General features: G+C 62.1%; 21 protein-coding genes and 1 tRNA gene. 5 read left to right on the top strand and 17 right to left on the bottom strand.

Annotated elements, in window-relative coordinates; all coding sequences use genetic code 11:
* Positions 1-177: 177 nt before the first annotated feature.
* Complete coding sequence (locus tag LRS08_RS10110) at positions 178-1,170, bottom strand: T6SS phospholipase effector Tle1-like catalytic domain-containing protein (RefSeq protein WP_260480676.1); 993 nt, start codon at positions 1,168-1,170, stop codon at positions 178-180.
* Between the two features lie 11 nt (positions 1,171-1,181).
* A complete protein-coding gene (locus LRS08_RS10105; protein ID WP_260480675.1) occupies positions 1,182-2,210 on the bottom strand; it encodes a DNA/RNA non-specific endonuclease in 1,029 nt (342 codons plus the stop codon).
* A 1,507-nt stretch (positions 2,211-3,717) separates the two neighbouring features.
* On the opposite strand from LRS08_RS10105, the gene LRS08_RS10100 reads away from it, so the two are divergent.
* Together LRS08_RS10100 and LRS08_RS10095 are read left to right on the top strand one after the other, a co-directional pair.
* On the top strand, positions 3,718-4,701 hold the full coding sequence (locus LRS08_RS10100) for an AAA family ATPase (protein WP_257843807.1): 984 nt from the start codon (positions 3,718-3,720) through the stop codon (positions 4,699-4,701).
* A 42-nt stretch (positions 4,702-4,743) separates the two neighbouring features.
* Positions 4,744-7,272: a S8 family peptidase gene (locus LRS08_RS10095; RefSeq protein WP_257843809.1), complete on the top strand. Its 2,529-nt coding sequence runs from the start codon at positions 4,744-4,746 to the stop codon at positions 7,270-7,272.
* Here the strand turns inward: LRS08_RS10095 and LRS08_RS10090 are convergent.
* From LRS08_RS10090 to LRS08_RS10055, 8 genes are all read right to left on the bottom strand, one after another.
* On the bottom strand, positions 7,262-8,836 hold the full coding sequence (locus tag LRS08_RS10090) for a CHAT domain-containing protein (RefSeq protein WP_257843810.1): 1,575 nt from the start codon (positions 8,834-8,836) through the stop codon (positions 7,262-7,264). The two genes, LRS08_RS10095 and LRS08_RS10090, sit on opposite strands and share 11 nt — an antisense overlap.
* Before the next feature lie 487 nt (positions 8,837-9,323).
* Positions 9,324-10,394, bottom strand: a complete 1,071-nt coding sequence (locus tag LRS08_RS10085) for a ComEC/Rec2 family competence protein (protein WP_257843812.1) — start codon at positions 10,392-10,394, stop codon at positions 9,324-9,326.
* A gap of 250 nt (positions 10,395-10,644) precedes the next feature.
* Positions 10,645-11,268 (bottom strand): uracil-DNA glycosylase, encoded by a 624-nt coding sequence (locus LRS08_RS10080; protein ID WP_257843813.1) that lies wholly within the window; start codon positions 11,266-11,268, stop codon positions 10,645-10,647.
* Between the two features lie 14 nt (positions 11,269-11,282).
* Positions 11,283-12,509: a nucleoside triphosphate pyrophosphohydrolase family protein gene (locus LRS08_RS10075; RefSeq protein ID WP_257843815.1), complete on the bottom strand. Its 1,227-nt coding sequence runs from the start codon at positions 12,507-12,509 to the stop codon at positions 11,283-11,285.
* A gap of 468 nt (positions 12,510-12,977) precedes the next feature.
* Positions 12,978-13,805 carry a dCTP deaminase domain-containing protein gene (locus tag LRS08_RS10070; protein ID WP_257843816.1) on the bottom strand — a complete coding sequence of 276 codons (828 nt, stop codon included), beginning with the start codon at positions 13,803-13,805 and terminating at the stop codon, positions 12,978-12,980.
* Between the two features lie 63 nt (positions 13,806-13,868).
* A complete protein-coding gene (locus tag LRS08_RS10065; RefSeq protein ID WP_260481625.1) occupies positions 13,869-14,870 on the bottom strand; it encodes a nucleotide kinase domain-containing protein in 1,002 nt (333 codons plus the stop codon).
* A gap of 70 nt (positions 14,871-14,940) precedes the next feature.
* Positions 14,941-15,546, bottom strand: coding sequence for a hypothetical protein (locus LRS08_RS10060; RefSeq protein WP_257843817.1), 606 nt, complete (start codon positions 15,544-15,546; stop codon positions 14,941-14,943).
* 4 nt (positions 15,547-15,550) lie between these two features.
* Positions 15,551-15,985 carry a hypothetical protein gene (locus tag LRS08_RS10055; RefSeq protein WP_257843818.1) on the bottom strand — a complete coding sequence of 145 codons (435 nt, stop codon included), beginning with the start codon at positions 15,983-15,985 and terminating at the stop codon, positions 15,551-15,553.
* A gap of 182 nt (positions 15,986-16,167) precedes the next feature.
* Here LRS08_RS10055 and LRS08_RS10050 point away from each other — a divergent pair, with 182 nt between their 5' ends.
* Together LRS08_RS10050 and LRS08_RS10045 are read left to right on the top strand one after the other, a co-directional pair.
* Entirely contained in the window at positions 16,168-16,557 is a 390-nt protein-coding gene (locus LRS08_RS10050; RefSeq protein WP_257843819.1) for an MbcA/ParS/Xre antitoxin family protein, read from the top strand.
* Entirely contained in the window at positions 16,535-17,260 is a 726-nt protein-coding gene (locus LRS08_RS10045) for an RES family NAD+ phosphorylase (RefSeq protein ID WP_260481624.1), read from the top strand. The genes LRS08_RS10050 and LRS08_RS10045 overlap by 23 nt, the downstream gene beginning before the upstream one ends.
* Before the next feature lie 298 nt (positions 17,261-17,558).
* Here LRS08_RS10045 and dinB read toward each other — a convergent pair whose 3' ends face one another.
* Positions 17,559-18,644 carry a DNA polymerase IV gene (dinB, locus tag LRS08_RS10040; RefSeq protein WP_260481623.1) on the bottom strand — a complete coding sequence of 362 codons (1,086 nt, stop codon included), beginning with the start codon at positions 18,642-18,644 and terminating at the stop codon, positions 17,559-17,561.
* Between the two features lie 407 nt (positions 18,645-19,051).
* Here dinB and LRS08_RS10035 point away from each other — a divergent pair, with 407 nt between their 5' ends.
* The gene (locus tag LRS08_RS10035; protein ID WP_257843821.1) at positions 19,052-19,516 is read left to right on the top strand and encodes a MucR family transcriptional regulator; all 465 of its coding nucleotides are present in this window, start codon (positions 19,052-19,054) and stop codon (positions 19,514-19,516) included.
* 34 nt (positions 19,517-19,550) lie between these two features.
* Here LRS08_RS10035 and LRS08_RS10030 read toward each other — a convergent pair whose 3' ends face one another.
* The 6 genes from LRS08_RS10030 to LRS08_RS10005 all read right to left on the bottom strand — a co-directional run bounded on the left by LRS08_RS10030 (position 19,551) and on the right by LRS08_RS10005 (position 26,488).
* Positions 19,551-20,456 (bottom strand): HEPN domain-containing protein, encoded by a 906-nt coding sequence (locus tag LRS08_RS10030; RefSeq protein ID WP_257843822.1) that lies wholly within the window; start codon positions 20,454-20,456, stop codon positions 19,551-19,553.
* A 57-nt stretch (positions 20,457-20,513) separates the two neighbouring features.
* The gene (locus LRS08_RS10025; protein ID WP_257843823.1) at positions 20,514-20,735 is read right to left on the bottom strand and encodes a sigma factor-like helix-turn-helix DNA-binding protein; all 222 of its coding nucleotides are present in this window, start codon (positions 20,733-20,735) and stop codon (positions 20,514-20,516) included.
* 63 nt (positions 20,736-20,798) lie between these two features.
* Positions 20,799-22,583: a ParB/RepB/Spo0J family partition protein gene (locus LRS08_RS10020; RefSeq protein ID WP_257843824.1), complete on the bottom strand. Its 1,785-nt coding sequence runs from the start codon at positions 22,581-22,583 to the stop codon at positions 20,799-20,801.
* Between the two features lie 463 nt (positions 22,584-23,046).
* Positions 23,047-24,720 carry a hypothetical protein gene (locus tag LRS08_RS10015; protein ID WP_257843825.1) on the bottom strand — a complete coding sequence of 558 codons (1,674 nt, stop codon included), beginning with the start codon at positions 24,718-24,720 and terminating at the stop codon, positions 23,047-23,049.
* A gap of 338 nt (positions 24,721-25,058) precedes the next feature.
* Positions 25,059-26,312, bottom strand: coding sequence for a phage integrase central domain-containing protein (locus tag LRS08_RS10010; RefSeq protein ID WP_312026675.1), 1,254 nt, complete (start codon positions 26,310-26,312; stop codon positions 25,059-25,061).
* Positions 26,313-26,398: 86 nt separating this feature from the next.
* Positions 26,399-26,488 (bottom strand) — tRNA-Ser (locus LRS08_RS10005).
* Between the last annotated feature and the right edge of the window lie 32 nt (positions 26,489-26,520).

The following is a 26,520-nucleotide window of genomic DNA, read 5'->3' as shown; positions in this document are numbered from 1 at the left end:
TCTATCCCATATGAATCCGGAATATTTGGCGCCCAAAGTCCAAGTTCCGTTCGCCGCTGGATTACCGAGCTGTGAAGCAGCGCTCCCTGCGGAATGTGCCGCCGCTCGAAAAAAGGAAAGCTGATGCCGAACAGCGAGGGACGGGATGAACCCCCTGGCTTGCGGTGGGGAATGAATTCAAGGATCGACCAGCCAAAGGTCATGGTGTTGTGCGAGCGCCCCGTCCCCGTCGGCGCCGTATATTTGGCGCCCCGCGAGGACGCCAATACGACCGCGTTGATGCTCTGCTGACGAAACTTGAGGCCGCACAGTTTCGCGCGTTCGATCATCCATACGAGTGGCACCTTGCACAGGGCGCTCTCCGCCTCGGCATAGCCCCCCGCCGACATCGCCATGCCCCCCGGCAAACCAGAGTTCCTTCACATCCTGGGGCCTCGCTGCGGCGCTGTTGAAAGGATTGCCCCAATATTCCTGATTGGCCGGCCAGAGCTGCGGGCGGAACATCGTGCGCTTCTCGTCGATCGCGACCGCATGCGACACGGATTCGACGCTCTGATTCCGGCTGGTGAACGCGTGTGACTTTAACTGGGGACCATGCCGCCCGCTTTCGATCACCGAAGCGACGGTGTCGAACAATCCCAGCATTCGGATCGGCGGTCGATCTGGACCGAGTAGACGTTCGTAAAGCCGCACCTCGGCAAATGCCTTTTCCGCCTCCTGACCATCCTCGCCAATCGATTTGTAGGCGCGATAGACATAATCAAGCAGATTGAGGTTGCGTGGCTCGATCAACCCGACCGCATGGATAAACCCTGCCAGCACCCGCGCGGAATAGGCTCCGCGGCTGAAGCCGAAGATGAAAATCCGGTCGCGCTCGCCACCTTTGACGCCCTTGCGCTCGCCCTTGTCATAATTCTCAACGAGAAAGCGATATGCCTCCTTCACATTGTGATCGAGGCCCCATCCGGTCATCAGTCCCCAGACCTCGTGCGCCTTGCGCCAGAAGCGCGACCAGGCGCCTTCCGCACCGAACGTCCCGACGCCGGGATCATAGTAGACGAGCTGCTCGGCGTCCTTGGTGAGAACGCCATAGAGGCGGAGAATGTTGGTGCGATCGCACTCGATCTCGTTTGAGGTCCCGTCGAGCAGGATGACAATATTCTTGGGCACGGTGCTCTCCCTCAATCAGCTGAGGACGGATGACCGCGCTGTCTGGCGCACACCGCATTTCCCGGATCCCAGTACCGCGTCTCCACGGGCCATAGGGCTGTCGCGCGCGCGTCAATTAGCTGCTGTCGGTCCGCCCGATCGGAGAAGAAACGCAAGTTTGTGCGCTGCTCGATCTGCGCGATCGACACGAGCTGGGGTCGATGGTCGTAGACATGCCCAAGTGCATTTGCTCGGCTGCAGCTGACCCAGGTCGCAGTCGGAACAGGCTTACCCTGACCGTCGAGCGCGTTGGGCTGCTCGAAGATGAAAGCAAGCGTGTCGATGCCGGACGGACTTTCATGTACGAGGATCTTGAAGAACGCGTCCGGAATCTCGACCGGCAGTTCTCCGGCATCGCCGATCGATAAGCGAGGCGTGGCCGGATCGAAGATCGGCCCGGTGATCACCCAGATGCTGCGATATTTGTTCGAGGCGGCGGCTGAGTAATTCTCCAGATGCATCCACGGACCTTGGTTGAGGTCGGCTGCCTGCGGCGATGCGTTCCAGAAATTATGGGTGTTACAGCTCGCCTCAGCGCTGATGCGCTGGGCATGATCGCTCATCGCCAGGTGACCGCGGTTCCAGACTGTGCCAGCCCCCCGATAGCTGTCGTCGATGCGGCGATTGGTGACACCTTCAATTGTGTCGACCAGCGGCACGAGCTCAGGCGAGGTGTACCAGCGGCTCGGGCGCTCGATCGATATCCTGGGTTCGGCATAATCGCCATCGGCATTGGGTGCCAGCCCGCGCAGTTCATACGCCACGAATTCAGGATTGAGACGAACATCGCGTTCCCCATTCCCATCGTCATCATCGGCGTCATCGAACGCAGCAAAAAATGCAGTGAACGCCTTGCTGAGAACACCCGCCTTCGGGGCGAGGCGACGATGATCATGATCCGTCGCGACGAGAGCTGGATAAGGCGAAACCGCAGCCCCGCTGCAGGGAAAGCTCTGCGCCATGGCGGGACTCGAGAATCCAGCGAAAAGGATCGCGGTCACCCATGTTCGCATGTCTCCACCTCCCCAGTCGAGCACCGCACAGCCAGCACGGTAGAATGTTGAACGCTGCCAGCACTACCCTGGATCGGTAAAACGCGAAATATGCCACATGGCTATGCGCGAACATCGCTATTCCTTACAGGTCGGAAAGGGTCCGATTTGGAGTAATCTTGCGCCTGCTACCATTTGATCAGCACATCATCATTACGCCATCGCGGCACGAGCGGGACGGCTTTTCTGGCGCATATTACGTATTCGGGAGATTCAATTCACCACATTGTGTTCACGGAATTCCAGGGGAAGTCGCTCGTCGTCCAGAAGCCCTTCCACGATCGCCAGAGGATCGCGCGCCATGAGCCGGTCCGCGTTCCTGCCGACAATGTCCCACCCGAGATACGCGCCGAGGTAGCCGATCGCCTTGAAAGCCGTGCGGGCCTCTGCGGTTCGATAGTCCCCATTGCCTCGTCATCGCGTTGCGCGGCCTCTTCGATCGGATCAAGGCGCCGCATTGCGCGGGTCAGGTGTTGCACTTGTTTCCAGTCTTGCCTGCATCTCTTGCAGTGGAAACCGGTCGAGTGTGAATGCCGAAGGCGGATTTTGAAATGCGGGTTTACGATCAGGCACCCGGCCATGGATTTGTGCCCACTTTGTCGATCGGCGAGGCCTGAGCTATGGGAGAGCCTTACGCCCCCCACTGACCGCCAGCGGAAGTGGTAATTGGCATGTGACCGCTTTGGCATCTGTCCGCGCAAAAGCAACCTCGCTTGCTGTCGCCCCATGGGCGGCCAGGCTGTTTTCAGCATAATCTGCCAGTCTGAAAAGCGCCCTTTAATCGGTCATCGCGGCCCCATGTGTGTGATCCTGAAACCAGGCGTCCGGTAGCCTGACCTCTAACTCAAAACAGCCTCCTACAGGGCTGGGGCAGGAACGCTTCAGAGTGAGATCGCCGCCGTGGGAGATCCGTATCAACGCCGCGCGCCATTGGGCGATCCCGCTTCCCGAGAGGTTCAGCTGCCCAAGTTACATCCACATCGGCATCATCGGTCATTTGGTCGGGAGCATTTATTAAAGGCAGCGTGCCGATGTGACGCACCGATCCGTCGCAGCCGGCCAGCAAACCTCCGAAACCGTTTTCGTACTTCATTTATGCAACGGTTTATGCAATCAAAGGCCATGGCCCGACCCACGCGCATTGAAGACCCGAACCTGGCCGACCAAGTGCGTTCACATATGGAGGTTTTTCGGCTTAGCGTTGGACAGGTGGCCGATATGGCCGCCATAGACAAATCTACTCTCAGCCGATCGCTCAAAAAGGGCGCATTCTCGAAGCGAGTGCGGCAGCGTTTACGCAACGTCGTCGATCCAGTCAGATCGGACGAGTCTGTAAGTGAATTGGTGCATAAAGCGTTGCGTTTAATCTCGGCTTCGGATAGGCTGCGCGAACGCGCAGATCGGTTGTTGATCCAAGCACTCGACCAATCCGCCGCGAGTAAATAGGAGCACCCGCATGGCCAACAGCAAGCAGCTTATCGCGATGATCCGCAGCCATGCGGCCGGCGACGACGAGCGCTTTTTCGCGATCGCGGACCACATTGCATCCGACGCCCGCAAGGCCGGCCACCACCGGATGGCGGACGAGATCGGCACGCTGGTCGGATCCCTGCGCGAGGAGACCGACGAGCGGCGCGTCGCTTCGCGACCGACGATGATCGCGGCGCCGAGGGGTGAGCTCGCCTCGCTGGTTCGCGCCTCCTATCCTGAGACGCGCCTGTCCGACGTTGTGCTCGCCGACGACGTCGAGAAGCGGCTGCGCAAGATCGTGCGCGAGCACCGCGAGCGCGGACTCCTCGCCGCTAGCGGGCTCCTGCCGCGGCGCAAGGTGCTGCTGTCGGGTCCGCCGGGCACCGGCAAGAGCCTGACCGCCGCGGCGATCGCTGGCGAGCTGGGGCTGCCGCTGTTCACCGTGCAACTCGATGGCGTCATCACCAAGTACATGGGCGAGACCGCCGCCAAGCTGCGCATCGTGTTCGACGCCATGCAGGGCGCGCGAGGCGTCTACTTCTTCGACGAGGTCGACGCGCTAGCTACAAGGCGCGGCGCCGACAACGACATTGGCGAGGCGCGCCGGATGCTCAACTCGTTTCTCCAGTTCCTGGACGAGGAATCGTCGGGCAGCCTCATCCTAGCCGCAACCAACCACCAAGAATTGCTCGACCGCGCGTTCTTTCGGCGGTTCGAAGCCATAGTGCGCTACGATCTGCCCCCGCCCGACCACGTCCGTCGGATCCTCACTCAGCGCTTGCCGCAGTTCGACCTGTCCGGCGTGCCGTGGAGCGAGGTTTCCGCGACAGCCCAGGGCCTAAGCCAAGCCGACATCGTCGCCGCGGCGGACGACGCGGCGCGCGATGCGGTACTGGAGGAGGGCGGGTGCCTGACCGGCGCCACGATCCTGCAGGCGATCTCGGACCGTAAGCATCCGGATCGGCAGTAGCTTCATCTGGCACACGACCCGGCCGAGTGCTAACCAGCTGGAATGGCTCGACACCGTCACATTATTGTCCAGGGCATTGGTCGCGCGTCCGATGACTTCCAGCCGCACGGCGGCGGCTCAAACCGCGCGCCCTCGGCCCTCGAGAACAGGGCCGCCCATGCGGGCCGCCTGCGTGGCGACCTCGCGAACCTCTCCAGCAGCATGCGAGATGCGCGGATTGAGCAGGCCGCGATGGGCGTCCCGGCGCGGAAGCGCGGTCTCACGGTCGCGGTGACGTCGCGCGAGGGCGAGGAGCTGGTCACAGGCACCGCCAGGCGCTCCACCAGTAGAGGGATGCAGCTCCTCAACGTGCAGCGGCACGCCAAGGTCGAGGAGAACCGCGGGCATGACCGCGCCATTTACTTCCTGACCGGCAGCGCGATCGAGTCGCTGGGCAAGTCGCTGACATCCTACGAGGAGTGGAACCCCGACGGCGATGACCGCCGCAACGAGGAGTTCGATCCCGACACCGGGGACTCGATCAAGCGGCCGCGTAACTTCTGGCTTTTCGAGAGCGCCGCCGAGTTCCGGCGCGCGACGATCGAGGACCTCTGGACCGACACGCTGGAGAGATTCCCCGGCGGCCGCGGAGAGGCCGAATGGGAGATCTGGGTTCGCGCGCCGATGGTCGACGCCTTCGAGGCCGCGGTCGACGAGCTCGGAATCGAGACGTCGGGACGCCGGTCCGAGTTCGTGGACATCCTGGTTTACAACGTCATCGCGACCAAGGCGGCGCTCGACCGCCTCATCGGCAGCAGTGCGGCTGTTGTCGAACTGCGCGGTGCGTCCAGCTTCATCGCCGAGCACGCCGACCTGCCGCCGCCCGCGCGCCTCGCGCAGTATCAGGCCATCGCCGACCGGATCGTGCCCGCGCCGCCGGCCGCGCCGTGGGTCACGCTTCTGGATACCGGGGTCAACCGGGCGAACGCACTGATTTCGCCGGCCCTGCCTGCCGAACGCTGCCGCGCCGTCGCCCGCGCGTGGAACGCCCTCGACCCGGACGGCCACGGGACGAAGATGGCAGGCGTCGCGCTCTACGGCGACCTCGCCGACGTCGCCGGCGGCACCGACGCGGTCAGGCTCGAAATCGGCCTTGAGTCTGTCGCGGTGTTCAATCCCGGCAGCCCCGTCCGCATCCCGGCGCGCGACGCGATCGCGCGCGGCGTCCGAGCCGCCGAGGCCGAGGACGAGCACCGGCGCGTCTACTGCCTCGCGGCCACCGCCGTCGGCGAGCCCGAGGACGGCCGCCCGACCTCGACCTCGTCCACGCTCGACAAGCTCGCGTTCAACGACAGGCGCAACACGAGGCTGTTCTGCGTCGCGGTCGGCAACGTCGAGACCTCCGCCACCGCGCCCTACCTCGTCTCCTCCTACGCGACGCTCAATGGGGACCACGGCATCCAGTCGCCCGCGCAGGCGCTGAACGTGCTCTCGGTCGGCGCGCTTACGCACAAGTGCACGGGTCCGTCGCCTCTCGCCGACACCGGCGGACTGTCGCCGCGGTCGCGCACCGCCCAGCCGTGGCGCTTCCGCCCCAAGCACCACAAGCCCGATATCGTCATGGAGGGCGGCAACCACGGCATCGATCCGGGCGGGCGCACCTCGCATCCGCACGCCCCCGACATGATCGCGACCACGTCCAACGATCCCACCCGCCGGCCGATCACTTTCACGGGCGACACGAGCGCGGCATGCGCCGCCGCCTCGCGCCTCGCCGGCCGCGTGCTCGCCCGATACCCGGCCATGCGGCCGGAGACCGTGCGCGGCCTGCTCGTCCACTGCGCGGAGTGGACCGCCATCATGCAGGCCCGACGGCAGGATCTGATCGCCGCCGGCGCCACCGAGGAGGAGGCGACTCTCGCGACGCTCGACTGCTTCGGCTGGGGCGTTCCCGACGAAGAGCGCGTCTTTTGGAGCGCCGACAACGCGCTCACGCTCATCGCGCAGGACACGCTCAGGCCGTTCAAGCAAGATGAGGGCCGCGGGGTCACACTCAAAGAGATGAAGTCCTTCCGCCTGCCATGGCCGGACCATGCCCTCGGCGCCCTCGGCTCTACCGAAGTCGAGATGCGGTGCACGCTGTCCTACTTTATCGAGCCGGACCTCCATAGCGCCGGGCTGCAGCGCCCGCAGCTCTACTCTTCGCACGGCCTCAGCTTCGACTTCCAGCGCTTCGAGGAGAGCGAGGCGCGCGCGGAGCGGCGGGTCAACCGCGCTGTATTCGCGTCGGAATCCAGCACCGCAGACAACGGCTGGGCGCTGGGCTGGCGCAAGCGCAACCGGGGCACGCTCCATCACGACGTCTGGCGCGGTCCGGCCTATCAGCTCGTCGGACGTCGGCTGCTCAACGTGGCGCCTAGCCGGGGATGGTGGGCGACCAACGCCGAGACCCCGCCCGCCAACCTCGCGGTCCCCTTCAGCCTCATCGTATCGATCAGGACGCCGGAAACCACCAACGACCTCGTGTCGGAGGTAAGGGCGATCGTCCCCGCCTCGGCGCTGGTCGACGTCCCCAGCCTAGTCAGGACGTAGCGAACCGCGCCATCACGTCGCCGTGCGTCAGATAGGCGAGCGCGGCGACCGACGCGTCCGCGTTCTTCCAGCGCGCATCGCGCACCGCAGCGCCGAGGGTTACGCGCCCGCTCACGAGCTGGGGAAGAGTGTCCTGAGCCATCTGGAAGGCCATCGCGTCCTGCACTGCCCAGAGCGGCGCGATCAGGCCGCCGAAACCGGTGGCGGGGACCATCGCGCCCCAGCCTGTGTTCATCCCCAGCATCTCGGCGCCGGCCGACGCCTCGCAGGCGTTCAGCACAATCAGCGGCCCGTCCCGGTGACCGATCTGGACCGAGGACTGGTTAACCTCCATCAGGCCGACCGGAGCGTCCTGAAGCTCGATGCCGCCATCGTTTGAGCCCGTGTCGGCCATGCCGTGTCCCGCGAAGTGGATCATCTGCACGGGACGGGGATGCTTCCCATCCAGCAAGTCGAGAAATGCGTCGCGCGTCGGGTCCATGCGAATGGCACCTAGGGTCGAGCAGATCCACGCGCTCTCGGCCGCCGCCGAAGCCAGTTTCTGCACGGGATAGTCCGGCACGAAGGACAGGATGTCTCCCGGCAGGAACGTCGGCCGCAGCGCGCCGTTCGTGTTCAGCGGCCACCGGGCGACGGGATGCTCAATGTAGAGGTGGTCCACCTTCCCGCCATCAATGTCGGGCTTCATCATCTCCCACGGCACGTGCGGGTCGTCGCTGCTGAACTGGATCGGAAAGTCGCCGCCTAGGACCTGGCGGCAGCGCAGATAGGCGTCGCGGAAGCCGTCAGGCGCCTTGCGCCAGATCGTCTCCCCGATACCGCGCATCGTGCGCCGGAAGCTTTCGACCGGTAGGTCCGGGCATGACGCGAGAAGCGTGTCGGCGAACGTCTTCGCCGTGCCGCCGAGCTGCACGGTCCCGCTGCCGGTCCGGTATCCGTCCGGCCCGTAGGTCTTCCAGACCCACTGCTGCTGGCCTTCCACGCCCGCGATCATAACGACGAGCGCGGGGCCCGACGCGTCGGGCGCCACCGTGACCACGCTGGCCGCAGCGGGAGGAGCCTTCGGCTGTGCCGGTTTCGCCTGCTCCTCAGCATCGGTGGCCTTCCGCGGCGCATCGGCCGCCGCCAGGTCCCGTCGCGTGGACCCGCAGATGCGCGTGCCGTGCAGATAGTAGACCTGCAGCACAGCGGGCGTTCCCCGCACGTAGTCCGGAGAAACGGTACAGGTGAACGTGGCCGGGGTCGTGGGCCCGTCCCTGCGTAGCGTGATCGAACCGGTCAGGGGCGTCACGGCTTTCAGCCAGTCGCCGACGATCTGCACCGACAGCTCGATCTCGGTCCAGTCGGCGGCGAAGCTGCCGACGTTGATCAGCCTCTCTCCGCCATTCGCATCCGTCGTCAGGTCCACCGTTACGTCGAGGACGGCGCCGGCCGACGGCTCGCCCGAACTCTCCACGATAGGATAGCGGTTGACCTCGACGGGATCCAGCTCCTCGTCCCCGTCGTAGGACGCATATTCGACCCCGGGGCCCTCGATCCGGCCGCTGCCGCCGCCGTTGTACATCTCGTCCCATACGGGATTGGCGCTCTTGCGATGCCAGCGGGCCTCGATTCCGGGGGGCGCCCTCGCCGTCCGATCGCGCGACCTCCTCCGTCTCGACCTTGTCGAAGTAGTCGTCCTCGTCGGAGGAGTCGCTGGCACCCTCTAGGAAGGCGGCGACCTCGAGCCGGTTGGACACCTTGAACACGCCGTCGAACGCGAGAAGCTGACGCTTCGCGTCGCCGCGGCAGGCCTCGCTCGCCACCTCGCCGGACAGGACAATCGTGTCGCCTTCGATGAAGACGTCCAGCTCGGTCACCTCGCCGGGATACCGCGCCGACAGGATCTCGGCGAGCTTGTGCCCAATTTCGTCGATGCTCGTCCAACCGTAGTCCATCATTGGCCCCCGCCACACTTCTCTCGTCGGCCTTGGCGGCCGATCGCTTGACCGATTGTCAACCGGGCGGACGTTCGGTTCAAGAGGACCCTTCCGCTTCGGAACCATCTCGTCTCAGGGCGCCGAATTCACCATCAGGTCTATCTCCATGATTCCCTGGCCGTCCGCAGGCGGAAAGTGAGCCCTGTAGCCGTACTTCGCCTTCGTGTCGTCATCGCCCCACGGTAGCGTCCAGTCCGATCCGTAGTTGAACCACACATCCTTGACGCCAGGCACGCCGTAGTGGATGAACCGTGCGATCGATTCCGGATCGGGATGCTGATGCAGCGAACCGTTGGTGGAGATCGCGATCTGACGGCAATCGATGCTCTCGATGAGCTCGCGCGACGTGTTCTTCTTGCTGCCGTGGTGGGACGCCTTGAGAAAATCGAGGCGGTAGCGCCCGCCCTCCTCCCTCGCGAGAGGCTTCAGCCACGACGTCAGCAGATCAGGATGTGCGTCACCCGCGAGCAGGACGCGCCGGTCCCGCCACTCGGCGACGAACGCGATGCTAGTCCCGTTCGGGATCTCGGTGTCGATCTCGCCGTCGGCCACATAGTCGTCGACGACGATCGGCGGCTTCACCGGCGGTCGGGCCGCCCTCGCCCCTCCGCGCACGCCGGACCGCGCGGTTGCGATCGTCTTGCGGTAGGCCTCCCACCTGACACGCATCGCAGCCAGATGCGCCGCGTCCGGCGACAACATCGTGACCTTCAGACCTTCGACGTCGATCGGACCTGGCGCCTTCTCAATCGCCGCTACGCCGTCCTCGAAGGGCGTGTTGAGCGGCAGGCGCAGCCGCGCGATCGCCTTCGACCAGTCGTCGCCCTGCCGCATGCTGCGAACGCCCGCGCGTCCCATCTCCTCGAAGCCGTTATACCAAACCTGCTCCGGCAACAGCGGGCGGTTGACGTCGTCGAAGTAGGCGAGGGAGCCCTCGATATGGTCCGCATCCACGTGCGAGAGCACGTAGAGGTCCAGCTTCTCCCCGGCCTTCTTGATCGCGGCCAACTCGTCGTGAAGATAGGCGTAGGCGCCTTTCCTGCCGCCATCGACCACCATGTGGTGGAGCGGCCCGTCGTCGCCCCAGGACAGAAGCAGGCAGTCGCCGTCGAGAGCGGGCAGCATCTTCAGTCTGAACGTCACCGTTTCTTCCTCTCCCTACCAACCGGCGCCTGTCACCTCTTCTAGTGAACTCTTACGATAGATTCTGCGAATGCCCGCTTTCGCGTTCGGGCGTCCCAATGTCGCCAGTCGGCTCTCGGCCAAAACCGGTCGCCCCCAGATCGCATGAGGTAATGGCGGAAACTGGGCCGATTGCAGTATGTCCGCTTTGGAGCGGAGATCGGGCAAATTCAGACATCGCGGGCTACGCATGCCACGCTAAGCTCGCTCGCTACTGGTCGAGGGCGGCGATTTGCTTGAGGAACTGGCGCCTTCCTCCGAAGGCAGGGTGGCGCACTGGCACGTGAGGATATCCGCACCGCTTTAGTGCAATTGCCGCATCAGTGCCCACTGTGACTATCCGCTTCGGCCGGAGCAATTCTATGAGGGTATGGAGATGCGATACACAAATTTCGCGCTCAGTTGCGGTGTGCCGCCGGTTAGAAAGGGGTTCTTCGGGGCGATGCGGATGAACAGGAACCACATTCCAGAGAAACACAGGTCGCTCCACACGGCTTAGCGCTTCCCAAACGGTACCGGCGGTCACTTCCTTCGTCGGACCCGCTTGAGTCGCACGACGCAACAAGCCCGCTACTCCGAAACGGCTGCCATGTGCCAGAAGGTGAGTATCATCTGTCATAGCAAGACCGGTCCGGCGGCCTCCGTTATGGCCAAGTTCAAGCCCAATCCAAAGGTCGTCTACACTCGTTTCCGCCGCAGCCTTCAGGACGTGCCGCAGATTAGATCTGCGGATTTTTGGCGCGTCCTCCACATCGAAAGGATCGTAACGGTCAGCGTAGGGATTGAAGCAGTTGTCCATTCGGAGCATGGCGACCGCTTCGACGAATTCCTCCACCGCTAGTGTGATGCTCATTTCAATGACCGGTACGTGAGACGATGGCGAATCATATCGGCGACGACCACGCCGCCCTTGTTCTTACGGAGCTCACGAAACACTTCGAACCCCCGGATGATCGCTTCCTCCCACATCCAGAGCGGCCGAGATTCGACTTCATAGCCCTTCACCATCTGACGAATCGTCTTCAGTAGTCCGTAGTCGAGCCCCGTCACCCCCTCGAAGGCATGATGGCGCAGTCCATGCGCGAATATCCAGTTGGAAATACCTTCCTCTGCGATGATCGCGCGCGCACCGTCCTGTTGCTCGTCGATTTCGGGGCGGCTCTTGCGCTTTAGGCGAAGGAGTGAACGCATTACCGGCGACCAACCAAGGAAGGCGATGTAGGAGAGGTGAAAGACATCGTGGTAGCGATAATCGTCGGGCACCAGCGCATTGTCTGTAAGCCGGTCACCGACGTTGATGCCATGCCATTGCTGGATGACGTACGGCGCACCCTTCGTTGTCAGCTTCTCCCGAAAAGTTATTTCCATCCGTCGCGGGAGCTGCTCGTCGGCATCGAAGTCGTTGTCGAATGGTTCTCCCCAGTCGCGAACGACAGGGAAACGGTCGAGCGACTTTGCGAGGCTAAATTGAGCAGCTTCGTCTAGGCTGAGATGAGCGATATCCGCCGCAGCGATGAGCCCGCGGAAAATTTCGACCATCGATTGAATTATTGTCTCCCTTTCGGCGTTGGCGCCGCGGCCAATTTCGAGGAAGGCACCGACACGACTAGCTAAAATCAGCAGGCGCCGCTCGACCTGCCGGCCGCTTGCCGGCTCGCCGAAATTTCGTCCCGCCTGCTGGAGCGCAGTGAAAGTGCGAGGGCGATGCTGCGAGCCTTTGAACCCCCAGCCCCGGCTCTGAACAGCACGCGCAGCAAGGTCCGATATCTTTACGGGGACTAGCCGCGCGACGTTGGCGAAATACCAAAGCACATCACCCAGTTCCTCCACCGAGGATGCGCGGTAGGAGAGATACGCACGCTTGTCCCGCTGCTTCTTTTTCACCTCGCTGAGCAGGCTTCCGGTTTCGCCGAAAAGCCCCATCATAAGAAAATCGCGAGCAGCGTCATCCCGGAGACCCGTCCGATTGAGCGCGCCGGCGTATCGCTGATACTCATCGAGCATCAGATCGTCGGTGAAATTCCGGCGTGGAGCGAGCTGTCGACGCACCTGATCGAGGGGCAGGAACGCAGTCACCGCGTGACCTTAGCCTTGGCTACGACGGGAGCGGATTGGTTTGTACTCACTTCCAGTTGGGTCTCTGTAGCTTGTGGGGGCGAATTGCCGTTCTTGGTGATTGCACCGGACCACCTGTTCGCGACTGATGAAACTATCATTGATCCGAACAGTAAAGTGAAACAAATCGCCCAGAGCTTTACCGCGATAGTTGCGCTTGACGCCGAAACCACGCCCTTCCGTCTGTCATTTGAATACCGCCCCCAAGTGAGGCGCAAGCTAAGGACGATGCTAAGGGAAATGAGCGCGGCGACGGCTGGCTGTACCAGGCCTGCTTGAGCTATGGTCTCCCAGTTTGCCGGTAGGCTTAGCGCCAAGATAAGTATCGCGACAAAAAACGGAGTGAGAGCGACCGTGATCCACCTCGCCCGATAAGCTGGACCCACTCTGCGAACTCTCGGCTGCTTGCCCGGCGGGGAAGCTTTGACGTCAGTCATCAATGCCGACTCCTGCAGTAAACTCCGCAGCCGATACGACCTTCGGCGAGCACTCTCGAACGCCAAAAGCGATCAACCCGCCCAGGATAAGCGCACTTGCCCATCGGGTGACGGTCTGTTCACGTTCAAGCGATCGGATGCGATCATCCAACTCTGACTCGACCTCCTCGATCTTGTTCTTTAATCCCTTCAGGGTTTCGAACTCTCCAGCGATCGCGGATATTGCCTCGGGCTCGATATGGAAGAGAGGCTTTTTGCTTTTGCTTTGTTCGCCGCCATAAGGTCGTTCAGTCGTCTCATCGAGGTCAGCAAAAAATACCTCGAACAAGGCCTGCCCCGCTTTCAGATGAACTTCGCTAGGGCCAGCATTATATACTGCGAGGACAAGGCGTCCGTCGTATCCCGGGTCGATGTGGAAGCCGGAGACGTTGATCAGCCCCTTAAATTGAAGTTCTCGAGCACGAAGTGCAACAAGAGCGAACGCATCAGGCGGAACTCGTACAGCCTCCTCGGTTAACAAGAAAGCGAATTGTCCCGGCGGTATTCTAAAAGATTCTTTCGATTCGAGTTTACGGATGCTCTTCGGGTCAGTGTCGCTGACAGGGGTCACATAAGCTTCACGCCCCATCTTGATATTGTATGAAGCGGCCTTCAGTTGCGCGTCATCTAAAGTGTACTGACCGGGATCGGAGTCGTCCTCTTCTTTCGGCACCCAGAAGAGGGGAGTGGCTTTCTCGTGCTGCGCACGAATTCGTTGGGCTGACCAAAAGCCGCCTCTCGGTCCCGGGTCACCTTTTTCTCCCCGAAATAATTTCAGCATCGAGCCCTCCCCAACCTTGCTGGCTTGCTTTGTTTATTCCAGTCAAGCTGAAATCGGCTTTTTTTAGAAAAGCTGTCCTTGGCGGCTTGAAGATTTCAACGTCAATCCGTTATCCATTGACGGAACCTCCAGTTGCCAACGAGGTGGAAAAAGTGGGGCGGGCTCGGCGCGCAGGGAGGCCCGATACGACTGCTTGATGCGCTTACGGTCGCTAACGCCGCGGACTTCTGGATGCGCAACTCGAGCGTACTTCGAGATTTCGCAGAAGATGTTCTGGCAATCGATCAATTGGAGCTTGCGTCCGAACAGCCCCTTAAAGTCGATTCCAAGTTTGGCGAACTCTCGGTCTTGGACCTGGGCCATATGCTCGATCACCTCTCGCGCTGAGCGGCCACCGGTGTCTTCAAAGCATTTGGCGATCCCATCGAGCGCGCCCGGCCCCGCTACAACGAAATCAGCCTCTGAGAAGTCGAGTAGATTCGAGTAGTTGAGGTCGATCGCATACTGAAAGGTGAGGAACGGCCCGAGTCCAGGATACGGGCTGAGCAGTTCGTACACCTCAGCAAGATTGCGCGCGCGCTCCACCCGTGCCGGCAGGCCATCATCCATCATCCGCGCGAGCAACGACAGATGATTCGCGTGCTTTCGCGCATGTCCGAGCTGCGGCGAAGGCATGATGTAGGCGGCCGAGTAGATACGGGCGCCGTGAGTCATCGCTCGATCAAGCAGAGCATCGACCGCGGATAGGTCCATGCTCTGCCAGGAAACCGGACCTAGCTGAGTTTCTATAAGTTCCCACGTCTCGATCTTGTTGAAAATCTTGAACAGCAGGGTGCGGAAGAATAGCTCGGCCGGAGCCTGCGAACGGTCCGAGCGGTATTGAACGTTGCGGATAAGATACTGGCTGACGCGGTCTGCGGCGCGATAAGTGTTGGTGAAGCGGTAGGTGGCGAGGATCGGATCATCCGTCCATGGCCCTTGGGGGTCGGAAAGGCGGCGCTCGTAGATCGCGTGGCGCTCGGCGGCGAAGCGCCAGTAGCTGTTATAGACGGAGGTCGGGGTCATTGGGTCCTGAGATTGGCGGCTCAACGGCAAGGGAGTGAGTGCCGCTATCGCAAGATAGCCGTAGTTCTGTCTACTTTAACGAGGCCCAGTGCGTCGGCTTAGCGACATAGCCGCGCTCTGGGTGGCCGGTCGCCCAAGTCTCGAAAGCCTCGGCGCGGGCCGCGCTGAACCGGCACTTATGGCCGGGCCCCTTCTTGATAAGGTCTCGTAGTTCCTCGGGAATTTCTGGCGCTTTCACACCGAAATAGGCGAAGTCGCGTCCGATCAAGATACGCTCGGTCTTGCCCGTATCCCGTTTCAGATTCTTTTCGTTTCGGCTACCGTCCGCATTGCTGTGGAACGAGAAATCCTGCTTGAACAGGCCCGTCGTCGGGTCGCGCTCATAGATGTTGTCGCCGAACCGCTCGGCCTTTCCCGGCGCACGCATGTCCGGACGCTTGGAGCGAAAGCGCCGCGCCGTGCGATACTGGTCGAAATCGATGATCTCGTCGACCCGCATCCAGTATACCATATTATTGACCAGTCCGGTCGCAGTCGCGCCTGTCCCTATGACGATATCGCCGAGCTTGGCTGCCTTGCGGATATCCGGCTTGCAGCATGCCAGCGTGCAGGCGCCGTGGAACGGATTCGGCGCGAAGCCTAAGTCGTGCTCGATGACATAACTGTAGACGGTCATCCGCTTAGCATCCGCCGGTCGTCGGTGTGGGGGTGGGTGTCGCGGCTCCGGCGGGATCCTGGTGCTGCGGCACACCGCACACGGCGTCGTGGATGCGTTCCGCGTCCCAGGCGACGGTGTCCGCACCATAGTCGGCTAGCGGCGACAGGTCGCCATCGGCTCCCGGACCCCAGACGCCGATGACGCGGCAACCATGCGCGATCGCCGCCGTCAATTCAGGCTCGAGATCGTCTTCGGTCAGGCCAGGCTCAAGCACGACGATGCATGCGGGTGCGATCTGCACGTCATCGTTATCGTCATCGGCTGCCGGCTCGGACGGCGTGAGATCAATCTCGCAGTCTTCCAGTTCATCGACGATCTCGCAGCCGATCGCATTCAACAGGTCCTTGATCGCCGTGCGCAGCGCTCCTGTGACGTGGGGATGGATATAGACCTTCATCGCTCGGATCTCCGTTCCAGGATGCGCGCGGCCCGCGCAGCCATGCCGCATAGGTTGATCCAGGCTTGACGATCGAATCGGTTGGACTAAAACGCCAAAAGTGTCTGGATTTGGATTATCTACGTTGAGACTTAATGTGAGGTCAAGTCCAATCTCGGACTGTCGAGTGAGGGAGTGTGTCAATGGCTGAAAATTTAGCTGGCCCCCTGTCGGGTAGCGATATGCCATCGGTTTCAGCCGGATTTGAAGCTTTCCTCAAAATTGCCGAACTTTGGCGCCTCTCGAGCGACGAACAGATCAAGCTGCTGGGGTCGCCGGCGCGATCGACTTACTTCAAATGGAAGAAGGACGGCGGCGTCATCCCGGCGGACACGCTGGAACGCATCTCGCATATCCTGTCGATCTTCAAAGCACTCGAGATACTGATCCCTGACGCCGACGCTGCAGATAGTTGGGTGCGTCGGGAAAATGACTATTTTGATGGCCAAAGCGCGCTCAACGTTATGCTCGGAGGGCAAGTTGTTGATATCTACCGCGTCAGACAGTATCTTGACGCTCAGCGTGGATGCTGAGCAGTTCCAGTTGGCATCAATTGACCAGATTTGGCATCGGCTCATTCCATCGCGCTTCCCCCCCATCCGGGTGTATGAGCGTATCGCCGCGAATGATCAGCATGACGCGGTCACCGAACTGGAGGTGCTCACCAGCCCACGCGTGCGGGCTCGGCAGCGCTTGATTGGCATCGGGGCGGTCGATGAAGCCAGCCCGCAGCTACAGAATTGGAATCACGCGCCGTTCACTTATCTCAACCCTGAAGGAAGCGCTTTGTTCAGGCCCGCAATTGCGGTGCTTGAGCTTTTTGACACGCTGCAGACAGCGCTTGCCGTCTCAGTTGTTCGACGCGAGCGATTCCTAAGAAGTACCCGTGTGCCCAAGTTAGGACTTGATATGCGGGTTCTCACGACAAGGATACGCGGGGAGTTTGCCGATCTTCGTGGTGCGGCTCTTCCTGATAATAAGAGTGAGCGCTGGACAATCGGTGATCGACTTGTGAAGGCGCAAGTTGACGGTGTGCTGTTCAACTGCCCGGAGCGCAGCGGAGCTTCTTGCTTGGCTGTTCTCAACAGCGGCGTCTTGGAACGCAGTGTTCAGGCGGATCACTTTCGATTTGTCTGGGATGGTGCGCGTATCCTGTCGCTCTACTCATTTAGCGGTCAAGGCACGGTTATCGCTGCCGACGCGCTCAGTGGCCCGGCGATCAAAGAACTTCAATAAATATCGGATGCACCCGGAAACCTGAGGCGAATCGCATTCCCCATGTGGGCTCGGGTTATCCAGTAGCGCCACGCCGGCCTTTGCGACGAGGCTGATCAGCCAGTTCGTCGCGCGAAGTGCGATGGGTGCGTTCGCCAAGCAAGGGTGTTCGTTACGCTAGCGGCGGGCGCAGCGCAGCAAGCTGCCTTCCGCTTTCCGCTCGTTGCAGACACCCCGCCGGGCATATGCGAACGACAGCTTTCGGATTTGCTTGCGGATTGGCGGGACGGCGGACTTTGAGGCGCAAAGCTGCCGCCACTCACTCGAGCGACTTGTCATCCGAGAATAGCGGCATATCCCACGTCATCGGTTCAAATTTCGACACCGTAACACCGACAAGCCGCACCCCTTGCTCAAGCGGATAGAGGGAGCGGATCAACTCGATTGCCGTCGACCGCAAATCGCTCGGATCGCACACCGTCTGTGGCTGGGTTCGACTGCGAGTCACTTGCCTGAAATCCGCGTACTTCGCCTTGACTGTGACAGTCCGCCCGAACTGCTGACGGCCCAAACACCATGCTGCGACATCGCCAGCCATTTTCAGGACGCCAGCCTCGATCTCAGCGGGGTCGGTAAGGTCGCGGTCGAACGTCGTCTCCGCCCCCGATGATTTGCGCTCACGGCTCGGGTTTACCGGGCGATCGTCGATGCCCCGCGCGATGCCATGATACCATTCGGCTGAACTACCAAAATGCTGGGCCAAAAACGCGATCGATCGCGCCTTGAGGTCGGCCCCGGTTTCGATGCCCAGCCGCTTCATCTTGGCGGCAGTCACCGGACCCACTCCGTGGAACTTGGCGACCGGCAACTGCTCGACCCAGGCCGCGCCCATTTCGGGCGTGACCGCGAACTGCCCATTGGGCTTGCGATGATCCGAAGCGAGCTTGGCGAGAAACTTGTTGTAGGAGATCCCTGCCGATGCCGTGAGACCGGTCTGCTCCAGGATGCGCGCGCGGATTTCCTTGGCGGTCGCCCAGGCGGTCTGCAGCCCCCGGCGATCCTCGGTCACATCGAGATAGGCTTCGTCCAGCGAGAGCGGCTGGATGAGGTCGGTATAGTCGGCAAAGATGGCGTGGATCTGCGCCGAGACCGCGCGGTAAACCTCGAAGCGTGGCGGCACAAATACCAGCTCCGGACAACGCCGCAATGCGGTCACCGATGGCAGGGCCGAGCGCACCCCGAACGTACGTGCCTCATAGCTTGCCGCAGCCACCACGCCGCGTGCCGCCGCCGAGCCGACGGCGACAGGTTTCCCCCGAAGCGCCGGATCGTCGCGCTGCTCGACCGAAGCGAAGAAGGCATCCATGTCGATATGGATGATCTTTCGGACGGTCGGATCGGTCATTGGCATGGTTTAGCGAAGCCCGAACAAAGATGGAACGGGCAAGGCGCTGCCTTTGGTTTCTCTATGCGGCAAAAGCCCGCACGAGCCACCGATAGTCTCTCTAAGCCAAGCCGAAACTGACGCCTTTACAATGGCTTGGCGGAAACCGGCCCGAACAAGAGACTCGTTCACCACCGGTATCTCCATAAAAAAGGATGTGCAGACAATGGGTTAAGCACGGGTGCGAGACACTGCCTTTATCTTGCATCCACTCCTCCCCCCTTCACCCGCCGCTTCTCCCCGTCCTCTCCGCCGCCCCCGACCAATGCAACCGAGGCCGCGCCAAGGACCGAGCCCTCGACAATCAGAATACATCCAATATGGAGGTAAATTGAGAGATCAGCTGCGCTGCTTGAGAAGGAAATGCCATGTCTGAAGACACGAATTTGAACCCGGTCGAGCTTGCAACCGAGCTGACGATTGCGTGGCTCGGAAACCAGAACAACCGCGTGCAGGCGGACGAAGTGCCGACGTTTCTGCGCACGATGCATGCGACATTGACCGAACTTTCGGGCGCAACTTCCGCGCCGAATGCACCTCAGGATGACGCCGAACCGGCGCAAGAGTTCGTGCCGGCAGTGACTGTTCGCAAGTCGCTCGGGTCGAAGGATCACATCATTTCGATGATCGACGGCAAGCCGTACAAGACGCTGCGGCGGCATCTCTCGACGCACGGTCTGACACCGGAAGAGTATCGCGCGCGCTATAACCTCAAACCCGATTACCCGATGGTTGCGGAAAGCTATTCGGAAGCGCGCCGCGCGATGGCGAAGAAGATCGGCCTGGGTAACAAAGGCCGTGCGGCCAAGAAGCGTGCGCCGAAATCTGCCTGAATAAGTGATGAAAGACCGGCCGCAGCGCGGCCGGTCAGCTTTCTGCGGCGGCCTTGAGCTCTTCGAGCCGCTCGGTGCAGAGCGCGGCAACAAGGTCGCGCAGCTGCTCGATGGACGCGGCAAGCGCGTCAAGATCCTCGCGTGTGATCGCATAGCTGGCCGAATATCTCGCCTCGACATAGGCGCGTTTTAACCGCTCGAACCGTGCCCGGTCGGCCTTGGTCGCGCGCGGCCACGCATCGACCAGACGTGGGTCTTTGTCCTCGGCAAGCGAGCGCAGAAACTTGATGTTATGCGAGCGCGGGAAATACAGCGTCTGCACAAGCAGGAAGCAGATATAGAGCCGCTCCGCAGCTTGGTGCAGCGTGAACGCGGCTAGGTTCGGGTTATCACGCTCCCGATAAAGCTGCACTCCGGCCAGCAGGTCATCGACGCCATTTGACCATCGCTCAAAATACTCGCGCGCCATGCGGTGCGCGTCGGCCGCTGTAAGCGGCTTGGGCGTTGCCAACGAATGGCCCGGCAGCTCGTAGAGCGCGATGCCGTCGCGCGCGATATCGGTCCAGAAATACTCGCCGCGCGAGAGGCTGCGGTTCACCTCGTCCAGCGCATGGACGATGATATTGACCGGGCGTGCGATGCTGGGATCGCGCGCGATCCTGTCCTCGGCGATGTACCAGTAGTCGGCGATGTCGGTGAGGTTTTCGTGACTGACGACGATCAGCAGATCGAAGTCGGACTGATAGCCATTGTCGGGTTCATCGACCCAGTCCTCGCGGGCATAGCTGCCGAACAGGATGATCTTGAGCACTTTGCCATTGCGTTTGTGCGCGGCGGTTGCAGAACCGATCGCCCTGTCGAATTCCTCGAGCAGGATAGCGCGCACGCGCTCGAGTTCACGCTGCTGCTGCTCGGGAAGATGGTCGATCTCGGACTTCATCGCTGCACACTCACGCGCCCGGCTTAGTCTGGCAAGCCAAAGAGCGAAAGGCGGGCCTCATAGCCCGCCCTGCTCGACGCTGCGGTTAATATGAAACATTGCGTCGGCAAGGGCGCGCTCGACTTCGTCCACGCTGACGCCAAGCTCGATGGCGATCCGGGCGTAATCGAGACCTGAAAAGCGGTGCCGCTCGAACACCGCATAGGGCAGCGGCTCCATCGTATCGAGCGCCTGATCGATGCGCCGGAGCAGTTCCGGCAGGGGCAGATGGTGAGCCATGATCCGGCTCCTTTTGCGCAGGAACCGGCGGCGCTTCGCGCGCGCCGGTCCCCGGATGGATGGTCATGCGGCTTCGGGAGGCTGCGCGGTGTGCGGCTCGGCGGCATTGGGTTGGCTCCCCTCAACCGTCTCCAAACCGTCCTCGCCCTCTGGCGCGATCAGCGTTGCAACCGCAGCCGAGCGCCGTACCGATCCGACGCCGCCGCGTGGCGTATAGGCCGATGCCGGGAAGCGCAGCCAGCGCGGGACCCAGCCCTCGACCTTCGCGCGCCCGTTGGAGCCGCTAACGCAGTCCTTGAGGATGGTGCGCAGTACCTTGCCGCTCTCCTTGGCGTTCGCCTCGGCAACGGACTTGCCCGCCACTTCCTCGACCATCGCGCCAAGCACCTCGCGGTCGCGGACCGCGTCCAGAAGCGCATCGTTGGCCTCCCACACCGGGGCCATGTCGACCGCCAGATGCTCGCCCAACAGGTCCACCATGTCGCTGCGCGCGTCGAGGGTTTCGGCCATGACGATGGCGAGGATCGACAACAGCTGTGCATCGTCGAGCGACAACAGCTTGGCGAACAGGGCGGTAGTGCTCCCCTCGTTTCCACCGGTCACCGTCGGTGCCTCGGGATCGAACCCGAGCAACGCGATTACCGCGCGCCGCTTGGCATCGAACGCCGCCTCGCTGGCGCTGACCTCGACGCTCTCGGTCACCGCATCGGAGGCCGCGCGCTGCGGCTCGACACGTACATTCCACAGCGGCGAACCCGCGATCATGTGCGCGACCGCCACCCGCAACGCCACGCCCGGCGCATCGACCAGCTTGGCACGCACCGCTGCATGGCGATGCAGGTCGATATAGTCCTGCAAGGTCGCCGTGACCTCGGGCCGGGTCGGCTTCTCGACAGCTTCGCCCCGCTCCAGCTTCCGCGCCTCCTTGGTGGTGACATAGCCTTCATGGAAGGTGACATCGCCGCGATGACCGATGCTGATGAACACCCTGCCGCCCTGACGTTTTGAGCGCCGCTCATGCTCCCAGCTGCGGAAATAGTCGCCGCGCTCCAGCACCACGACCTCGCTCCACCCGGCCTCGCGATATGCTTCGGCCCGCGCGGCAATCGCCGCCTCCTGCGCGGTCCAGAACGTCTCGACACTCGCGAAATAGCGCTCGTCGCCGAACAGGTCGGAGACGATCTCGCCCTTGTACTCGGCAACGTCGAACAGCGCAGCATCGCACAGGATCGACGTACCGCCGAACAGCCACGCCTTGAGCTGCTGACCGACCGGAGCGCGCTGCTCGGGATCGTCGACCAGCGCTAGCCAGTCGCGCTGCTGCGCCTTGCTCGCGAGGGTCAGGTGTCGCACGGTCACCGCGTCGATCTGCTCGTGGCGGTAGAGGTTGCGGATGCGCGGCAGCAAATTGCCAAGCGCAAGCGTACGCTTCACCTGCACCTCGGTGAGGCCAAAGGTCAGCGCGACATCCTCGGGGCTGCGACCCTCGCGGATCAGCCGGGTGAACGTCTCCCATCGCGTCACCTCGTCGGGATCGAGCCGGGCCATGTTCTCGATCAGCGAGGCTTCAAGCGCCGCTGCGTCGTCTCCCGCCTCCATGATCGCGCACGGCAGCGCGTCACTCCCGCCGCCTTCTTCGGCCACGGCAAGGGCTGCATGGTAGCGCCGCTTGCCCGCGACGATCTCATAGGTGTCGGGACTGCCATTCTGCCGCACGATCAGCGGCACCAGCACGCCGCGCGCCCGTACAGACGGCAGGATGTTGGTGAGATCGGGCACCTTCTTCACGCCCCGCATATTGGCGGTCGAGACAGACAGGTTGGTGAGGTCGATATGCTTGAGTTCCATGGGTCTACTCCTTCTTCCTGAACCGCACCGGCCCCGGCGAAGGGGGGTGGGCGGCAAGGAGCGGACTGGCAGTCCCGCCGACTGGAGGCGGGCGGCACCCGAAGGGCCGTAACAACGTGAAGGACCGGCAAAGCCGGTTGCGGCCCGCCGCGGCGGGACTAGAAGGCAGCGACGCCCACCCCCCTTGGCCGCGGCCGAGACCAACAACGCCAGCGCGAAGCGCTGACCGCAGCATCCTCAAGCGCCAAGCGCTTGCCGCTCCGCCAGGAGCCCACCAAACACGCACTCTTGAAGCCGGACGGCCGTCGCGGCGGCGTGCGCGCGCAGCTGTGCGCCGGCCGCCGCCGCGCCCTCCGGTCGGATCGAGTGTGCCACGCGGCACACCAACTACGCGGCCTCTGGCGGTTCCGCAGGAAGCCGCCAGTGTACGCTCATTCGAACCCGCGTACTGCCTCAGGCAGCGCTAGGCGCCCTCCCAAACCTGATTGAGAACACGTGCAGCGATGGCGGCCTTATCCTGCGGCAGGAACCGTCCATAATGCTGAGCGACCATCTCGGGCGTATCCTGAATCGCATAGCTGGCCTGTTCATAGGAGCCGGTCTTTTTCAGGATGTGGGTCGCCAGCACGTCGCGAACATTGTGAGGGCCATGCGGGAGCAGACCCTTGATCGCGCCACGCCCGGTATAGGGATTGAAGATTCCGTAGCGCTGGATCACCAACCGCCAGGCTTCGTAGAATGTATTCTGATCATAGGACGCGTCGCGGCTGGTTCGCTTGACCGTTTTCACGAAGAACGTTTCCGGATCTTCGGCTTCTCCCAGCAACAATGGGCGGTAGCACCCGATATAGGCGTCGATCCTGGCGTACAGCCCGTCGAGATCGGGCAAGGTCAACCGAAAGGGCTGCTTTCCAAAAAATGAGGAATTGGCGTTCTTGAACGCCACCGACGGGATCAGAACCTCCCACGCCTGATCGCGCGAACTCCAGCGCAATTCACCGCGACGCAAATGCTCGAGTTGCCGCTCGGATCGCGGCGTCTGGCCACGGGGGCAGACCATTAGCTGCCGCAGATTCTTTTGCCGAACCCCCAAATGCAACCCCAGCCGAAGCATCAGAAACCCGCGCATCGCTTCGGCCGCGGGACGTGGATACCGCCGCTCGTCGGGCATGCGTGCGATGATTTCGTCGGCAATCCGCCGATAGGCTCCGACCGGGCTGTCATCCTCCAGTATCGTGAGGATCGGCTCGAACGGGTCACGATGGATGCGCACCACTCGTGCCAGCTCTTTCGACCGTGCCAGGGCATGGTCATAAATACGATCGCACGCCCCATTCCAGTCGCGCCGCGCGTACGCAATGTCCTCCTGCGAAATCAGACCGGGAATGGGTGTCAATCTCTCCGCTAGCCATTCGCTCTGACGAATCCATCCAGTCTCGCGGCGACTAAACGCCATCCCGAGCGCCAGCATGTTGACCTCCCACGACGTGTAGAAGCCGCGCCGCGCCTCGCGCCATTGCAGGTACCAGTCCCAGAAGGCGGGGAAGATCAATAGCGCCATGGTCAGGCTTTGCAGCGGTACACCAAGGCCCAAAACCGGTCGTTCCGGGTCGCCAGCAAGTGCCCCGAACATAAGACCGAAATGCTCAATTTTCTGGGTAACCGTCTCTTCGCCCCATACGCCAGAGCGCTTGACGCCGATCTGCGTGAGCGTCGCGGTCTTGAACCGAATGAGGTCACTCATCTCCATCACAAGCCCTGGCGGGGCGGGGCGCACCCCATCGCCTGCAACCTGCCCTCCGGTGTCCGTTTCCAGCGACGACGCCGAGGGTAAAAAGTCAGGGAAGCGCAGCGAAAAGCGAACCTTCATCGCCTCTGCTTGAAAGCGGCGATAGTCGGTCGAGCCGGAGATGATCACTGATCGGATCCAGTGAAGGATCTCCGCGCGCTCCGCTTGCGGGCGCTGGTCGAAGTCTTCCGGCAAGTGCCACGCTAGGCGACGACGCTCCGCTGTGGGCATCGTCGCGAACTTGTGGCCAGCAATGGCCCGCCCGGTGTTTGCGAGCTTTCCACGAAAATAGCCCGGTTGCAGTCGGTAGCGGTGCTCGACCCGCGCCAGCATCTCGAAGCTCTGCACGGCGCTCGGTAGTTTTGCGCCCGCTGCCCATTGCTGAAATGTCTTGCGGTCGAATGTCTCGCCGGGCCGACACACCGCTCGGTGCAGATGATGGCAGCTATCGCCGTGCCGCTTTAGCTGGAGCGCGAAGGCTTCAGGAAAAGAGGGTGGATCGATCCAGTCGGTGGTCAGAGGTTCGGGGAACTCAACTATGGGGCGCGGCTTTGGCCCGCGTCGAGTGAGAGTCGGCGATACAACTGCAGCGCTAGATGTCGTAGGGCATACACGACGGACAGGCTTGGGACGCAAAGTAGCAGACAATGAAGACTCCTGAGCTAAGGTAGCTCAGGCTATGACGCTCAAGTGTCTGCTTCCCCGCCCATATAGTTTCTTGTAGCCTCACGCTCACAGATAAATGCGCCCCAATCGGCCATGAGAAATCGGCGCTTGTCGAGGAAATCGGTCCGCCGATACGCAGCCTCGACCTTGTTGGACACCGCATGCGCCAGCGCAGCTTCGGCCACCTCGCCGGGGTAATCGGTCTTGTCCGCGACCCAGTCGCGAAAAGCCGACCGGAAGCCGTGGACGGTGACGCCAAGCTCCATGTCGCGCAGAATTTTCAACAGCGTCATGTCGGAGAGCGGTCGTTTCACATTCTGCCCCGGAAACACGAGATCGCTCGCCCCAACCTTGAATGCCTTTGCCCGCTCGAACACAGCGACCGCTTCGTCCGACAAAGGCACAAGATGGGTCCGCCCCATCTTCATGCGCTCGGCGGGGACCGACCAGATGCGGTTTTTGAGATCGAGCTCCGACCAGCATGCACCGCGAATCTCCCCTGACCGTGCAGCGGTCAGGATCAGCGCCTCAAGGGCAACCCGGCCAACCGACTCCCGCTCCCGCAATCTCTCGATGAATGCAGGCACATCAGCATATGGCATCGCGGCAAAGTGCCGATCCTTCTTGGGTTGGCGCGGCAGCCCCTTCGCGATCGACCGCATCGGCGCTTCGGTTCTCCTGAACCCTTTAGCGCACGCCCAGTCGAGTACCGTAGCGATCCGCTGGCGCACGCGACGCGCCGTCTCCGGCTTGCTCAACCAGATTGGGGCGAGAACGTCGCGAATGGCCGGTCCTTCGATCTCGTTGACCGGTCGATCGCCGAACGCCGGAAATACATAGGACTCCAGCGTCGAAATCCACTGCTGCTGGTGCTTGCCGTTCTTCCAGGCGGCGCAGTGCTCCTCATGAACCATGATCGCAGCCTCGCGGAACGTCGGGATCGTCACCCGCTCGAGCTTACGCTCTGCTACCGGGTCGATTCCCTGAGCGATTTTGCGGCGCATTGTGAATGCCGCCTCACGGGCATCAGCGAGCGAAACCGCCTTCAAAGATCCAAGCCCGATATCCCGCCGACGCCCATCGGCCTGGATGCGCAGCACCCATCGCGCCGAGTCCTTCCCATTCACCTGCAGAAACAGACCGTCGCCGTCGGAATATTTGCCGGGCTCGGACAATGACCGAACCTTGGCCGCTGTGAGCTTTCCCATCGCGTCCCACTCCGATTTACCCCACACTTTACCCCACACTTCGATCAGGAACGCATGGGACAGCATGGAACTCAGCGGGACCAAAAAACCGCTGATTTCCGGGAGTTTTTAGCAATTTTTGGGGTTCGCGACGACCCTAAAAAGGTCCAAAATGGCGGAGACGGAGGGATTCGAACCCTCGGTACGGTTCCCCGTACGACGCTTTAGCAAAGCGTTGGTTTCAGCCACTCACCCACGTCTCCGGATGCCTGCGGCGAGCGGGGGCTATAGCGAG

This window comes from Sphingomonas sp. J315, assembly GCF_024666595.1.
Taxonomy (GTDB): Bacteria; Pseudomonadota; Alphaproteobacteria; order Sphingomonadales; family Sphingomonadaceae; genus Sphingomonas.
This window is presented reverse-complemented; position numbering and strand designations above follow the sequence as displayed.

Excerpts from the sequence above, each read along its gene's own strand:
- LRS08_RS10020 (WP_257843824.1), bottom strand. The coding sequence starts at position 22,583 with ATGGAACTCAAGCATATCGACCTCACCAACCTGTCTGTCTCGACCGCC.
- LRS08_RS10050 (WP_257843819.1), top strand. The coding sequence starts at position 16,168 with ATGGCTGAAAATTTAGCTGGCCCCCTGTCGGGTAGCGATATGCCATCG.
- LRS08_RS10025 (WP_257843823.1), bottom strand. The coding sequence starts at position 20,735 with ATGGCTCACCATCTGCCCCTGCCGGAACTGCTCCGGCGCATCGATCAG.
- LRS08_RS10055 (WP_257843818.1), bottom strand. The coding sequence starts at position 15,985 with ATGAAGGTCTATATCCATCCCCACGTCACAGGAGCGCTGCGCACGGCG.
- LRS08_RS10010 (WP_312026675.1), bottom strand. The coding sequence starts at position 26,312 with ATGCTGTCCCATGCGTTCCTGATCGAAGTGTGGGGTAAAGTGTGGGGT.
- LRS08_RS10090 (WP_257843810.1), bottom strand. The coding sequence starts at position 8,836 with ATGTACAACGGCGGCGGCAGCGGCCGGATCGAGGGCCCCGGGGTCGAA.
- LRS08_RS10030 (WP_257843822.1), bottom strand. The coding sequence starts at position 20,456 with ATGAAGTCCGAGATCGACCATCTTCCCGAGCAGCAGCAGCGTGAACTC.
- LRS08_RS10060 (WP_257843817.1), bottom strand. The coding sequence starts at position 15,546 with ATGACCGTCTACAGTTATGTCATCGAGCACGACTTAGGCTTCGCGCCG.
- LRS08_RS10070 (WP_257843816.1), bottom strand. The coding sequence starts at position 13,805 with ATGCTGAAATTATTTCGGGGAGAAAAAGGTGACCCGGGACCGAGAGGC.
- LRS08_RS10095 (WP_257843809.1), top strand. The coding sequence starts at position 4,744 with ATGGCTCGACACCGTCACATTATTGTCCAGGGCATTGGTCGCGCGTCC.
- LRS08_RS10100 (WP_257843807.1), top strand. The coding sequence starts at position 3,718 with ATGGCCAACAGCAAGCAGCTTATCGCGATGATCCGCAGCCATGCGGCC.
- LRS08_RS10065 (WP_260481625.1), bottom strand. The coding sequence starts at position 14,870 with ATGACCCCGACCTCCGTCTATAACAGCTACTGGCGCTTCGCCGCCGAG.
- LRS08_RS10035 (WP_257843821.1), top strand. The coding sequence starts at position 19,052 with ATGTCTGAAGACACGAATTTGAACCCGGTCGAGCTTGCAACCGAGCTG.
- dinB (WP_260481623.1), bottom strand. The coding sequence starts at position 18,644 with ATGACCGATCCGACCGTCCGAAAGATCATCCATATCGACATGGATGCC.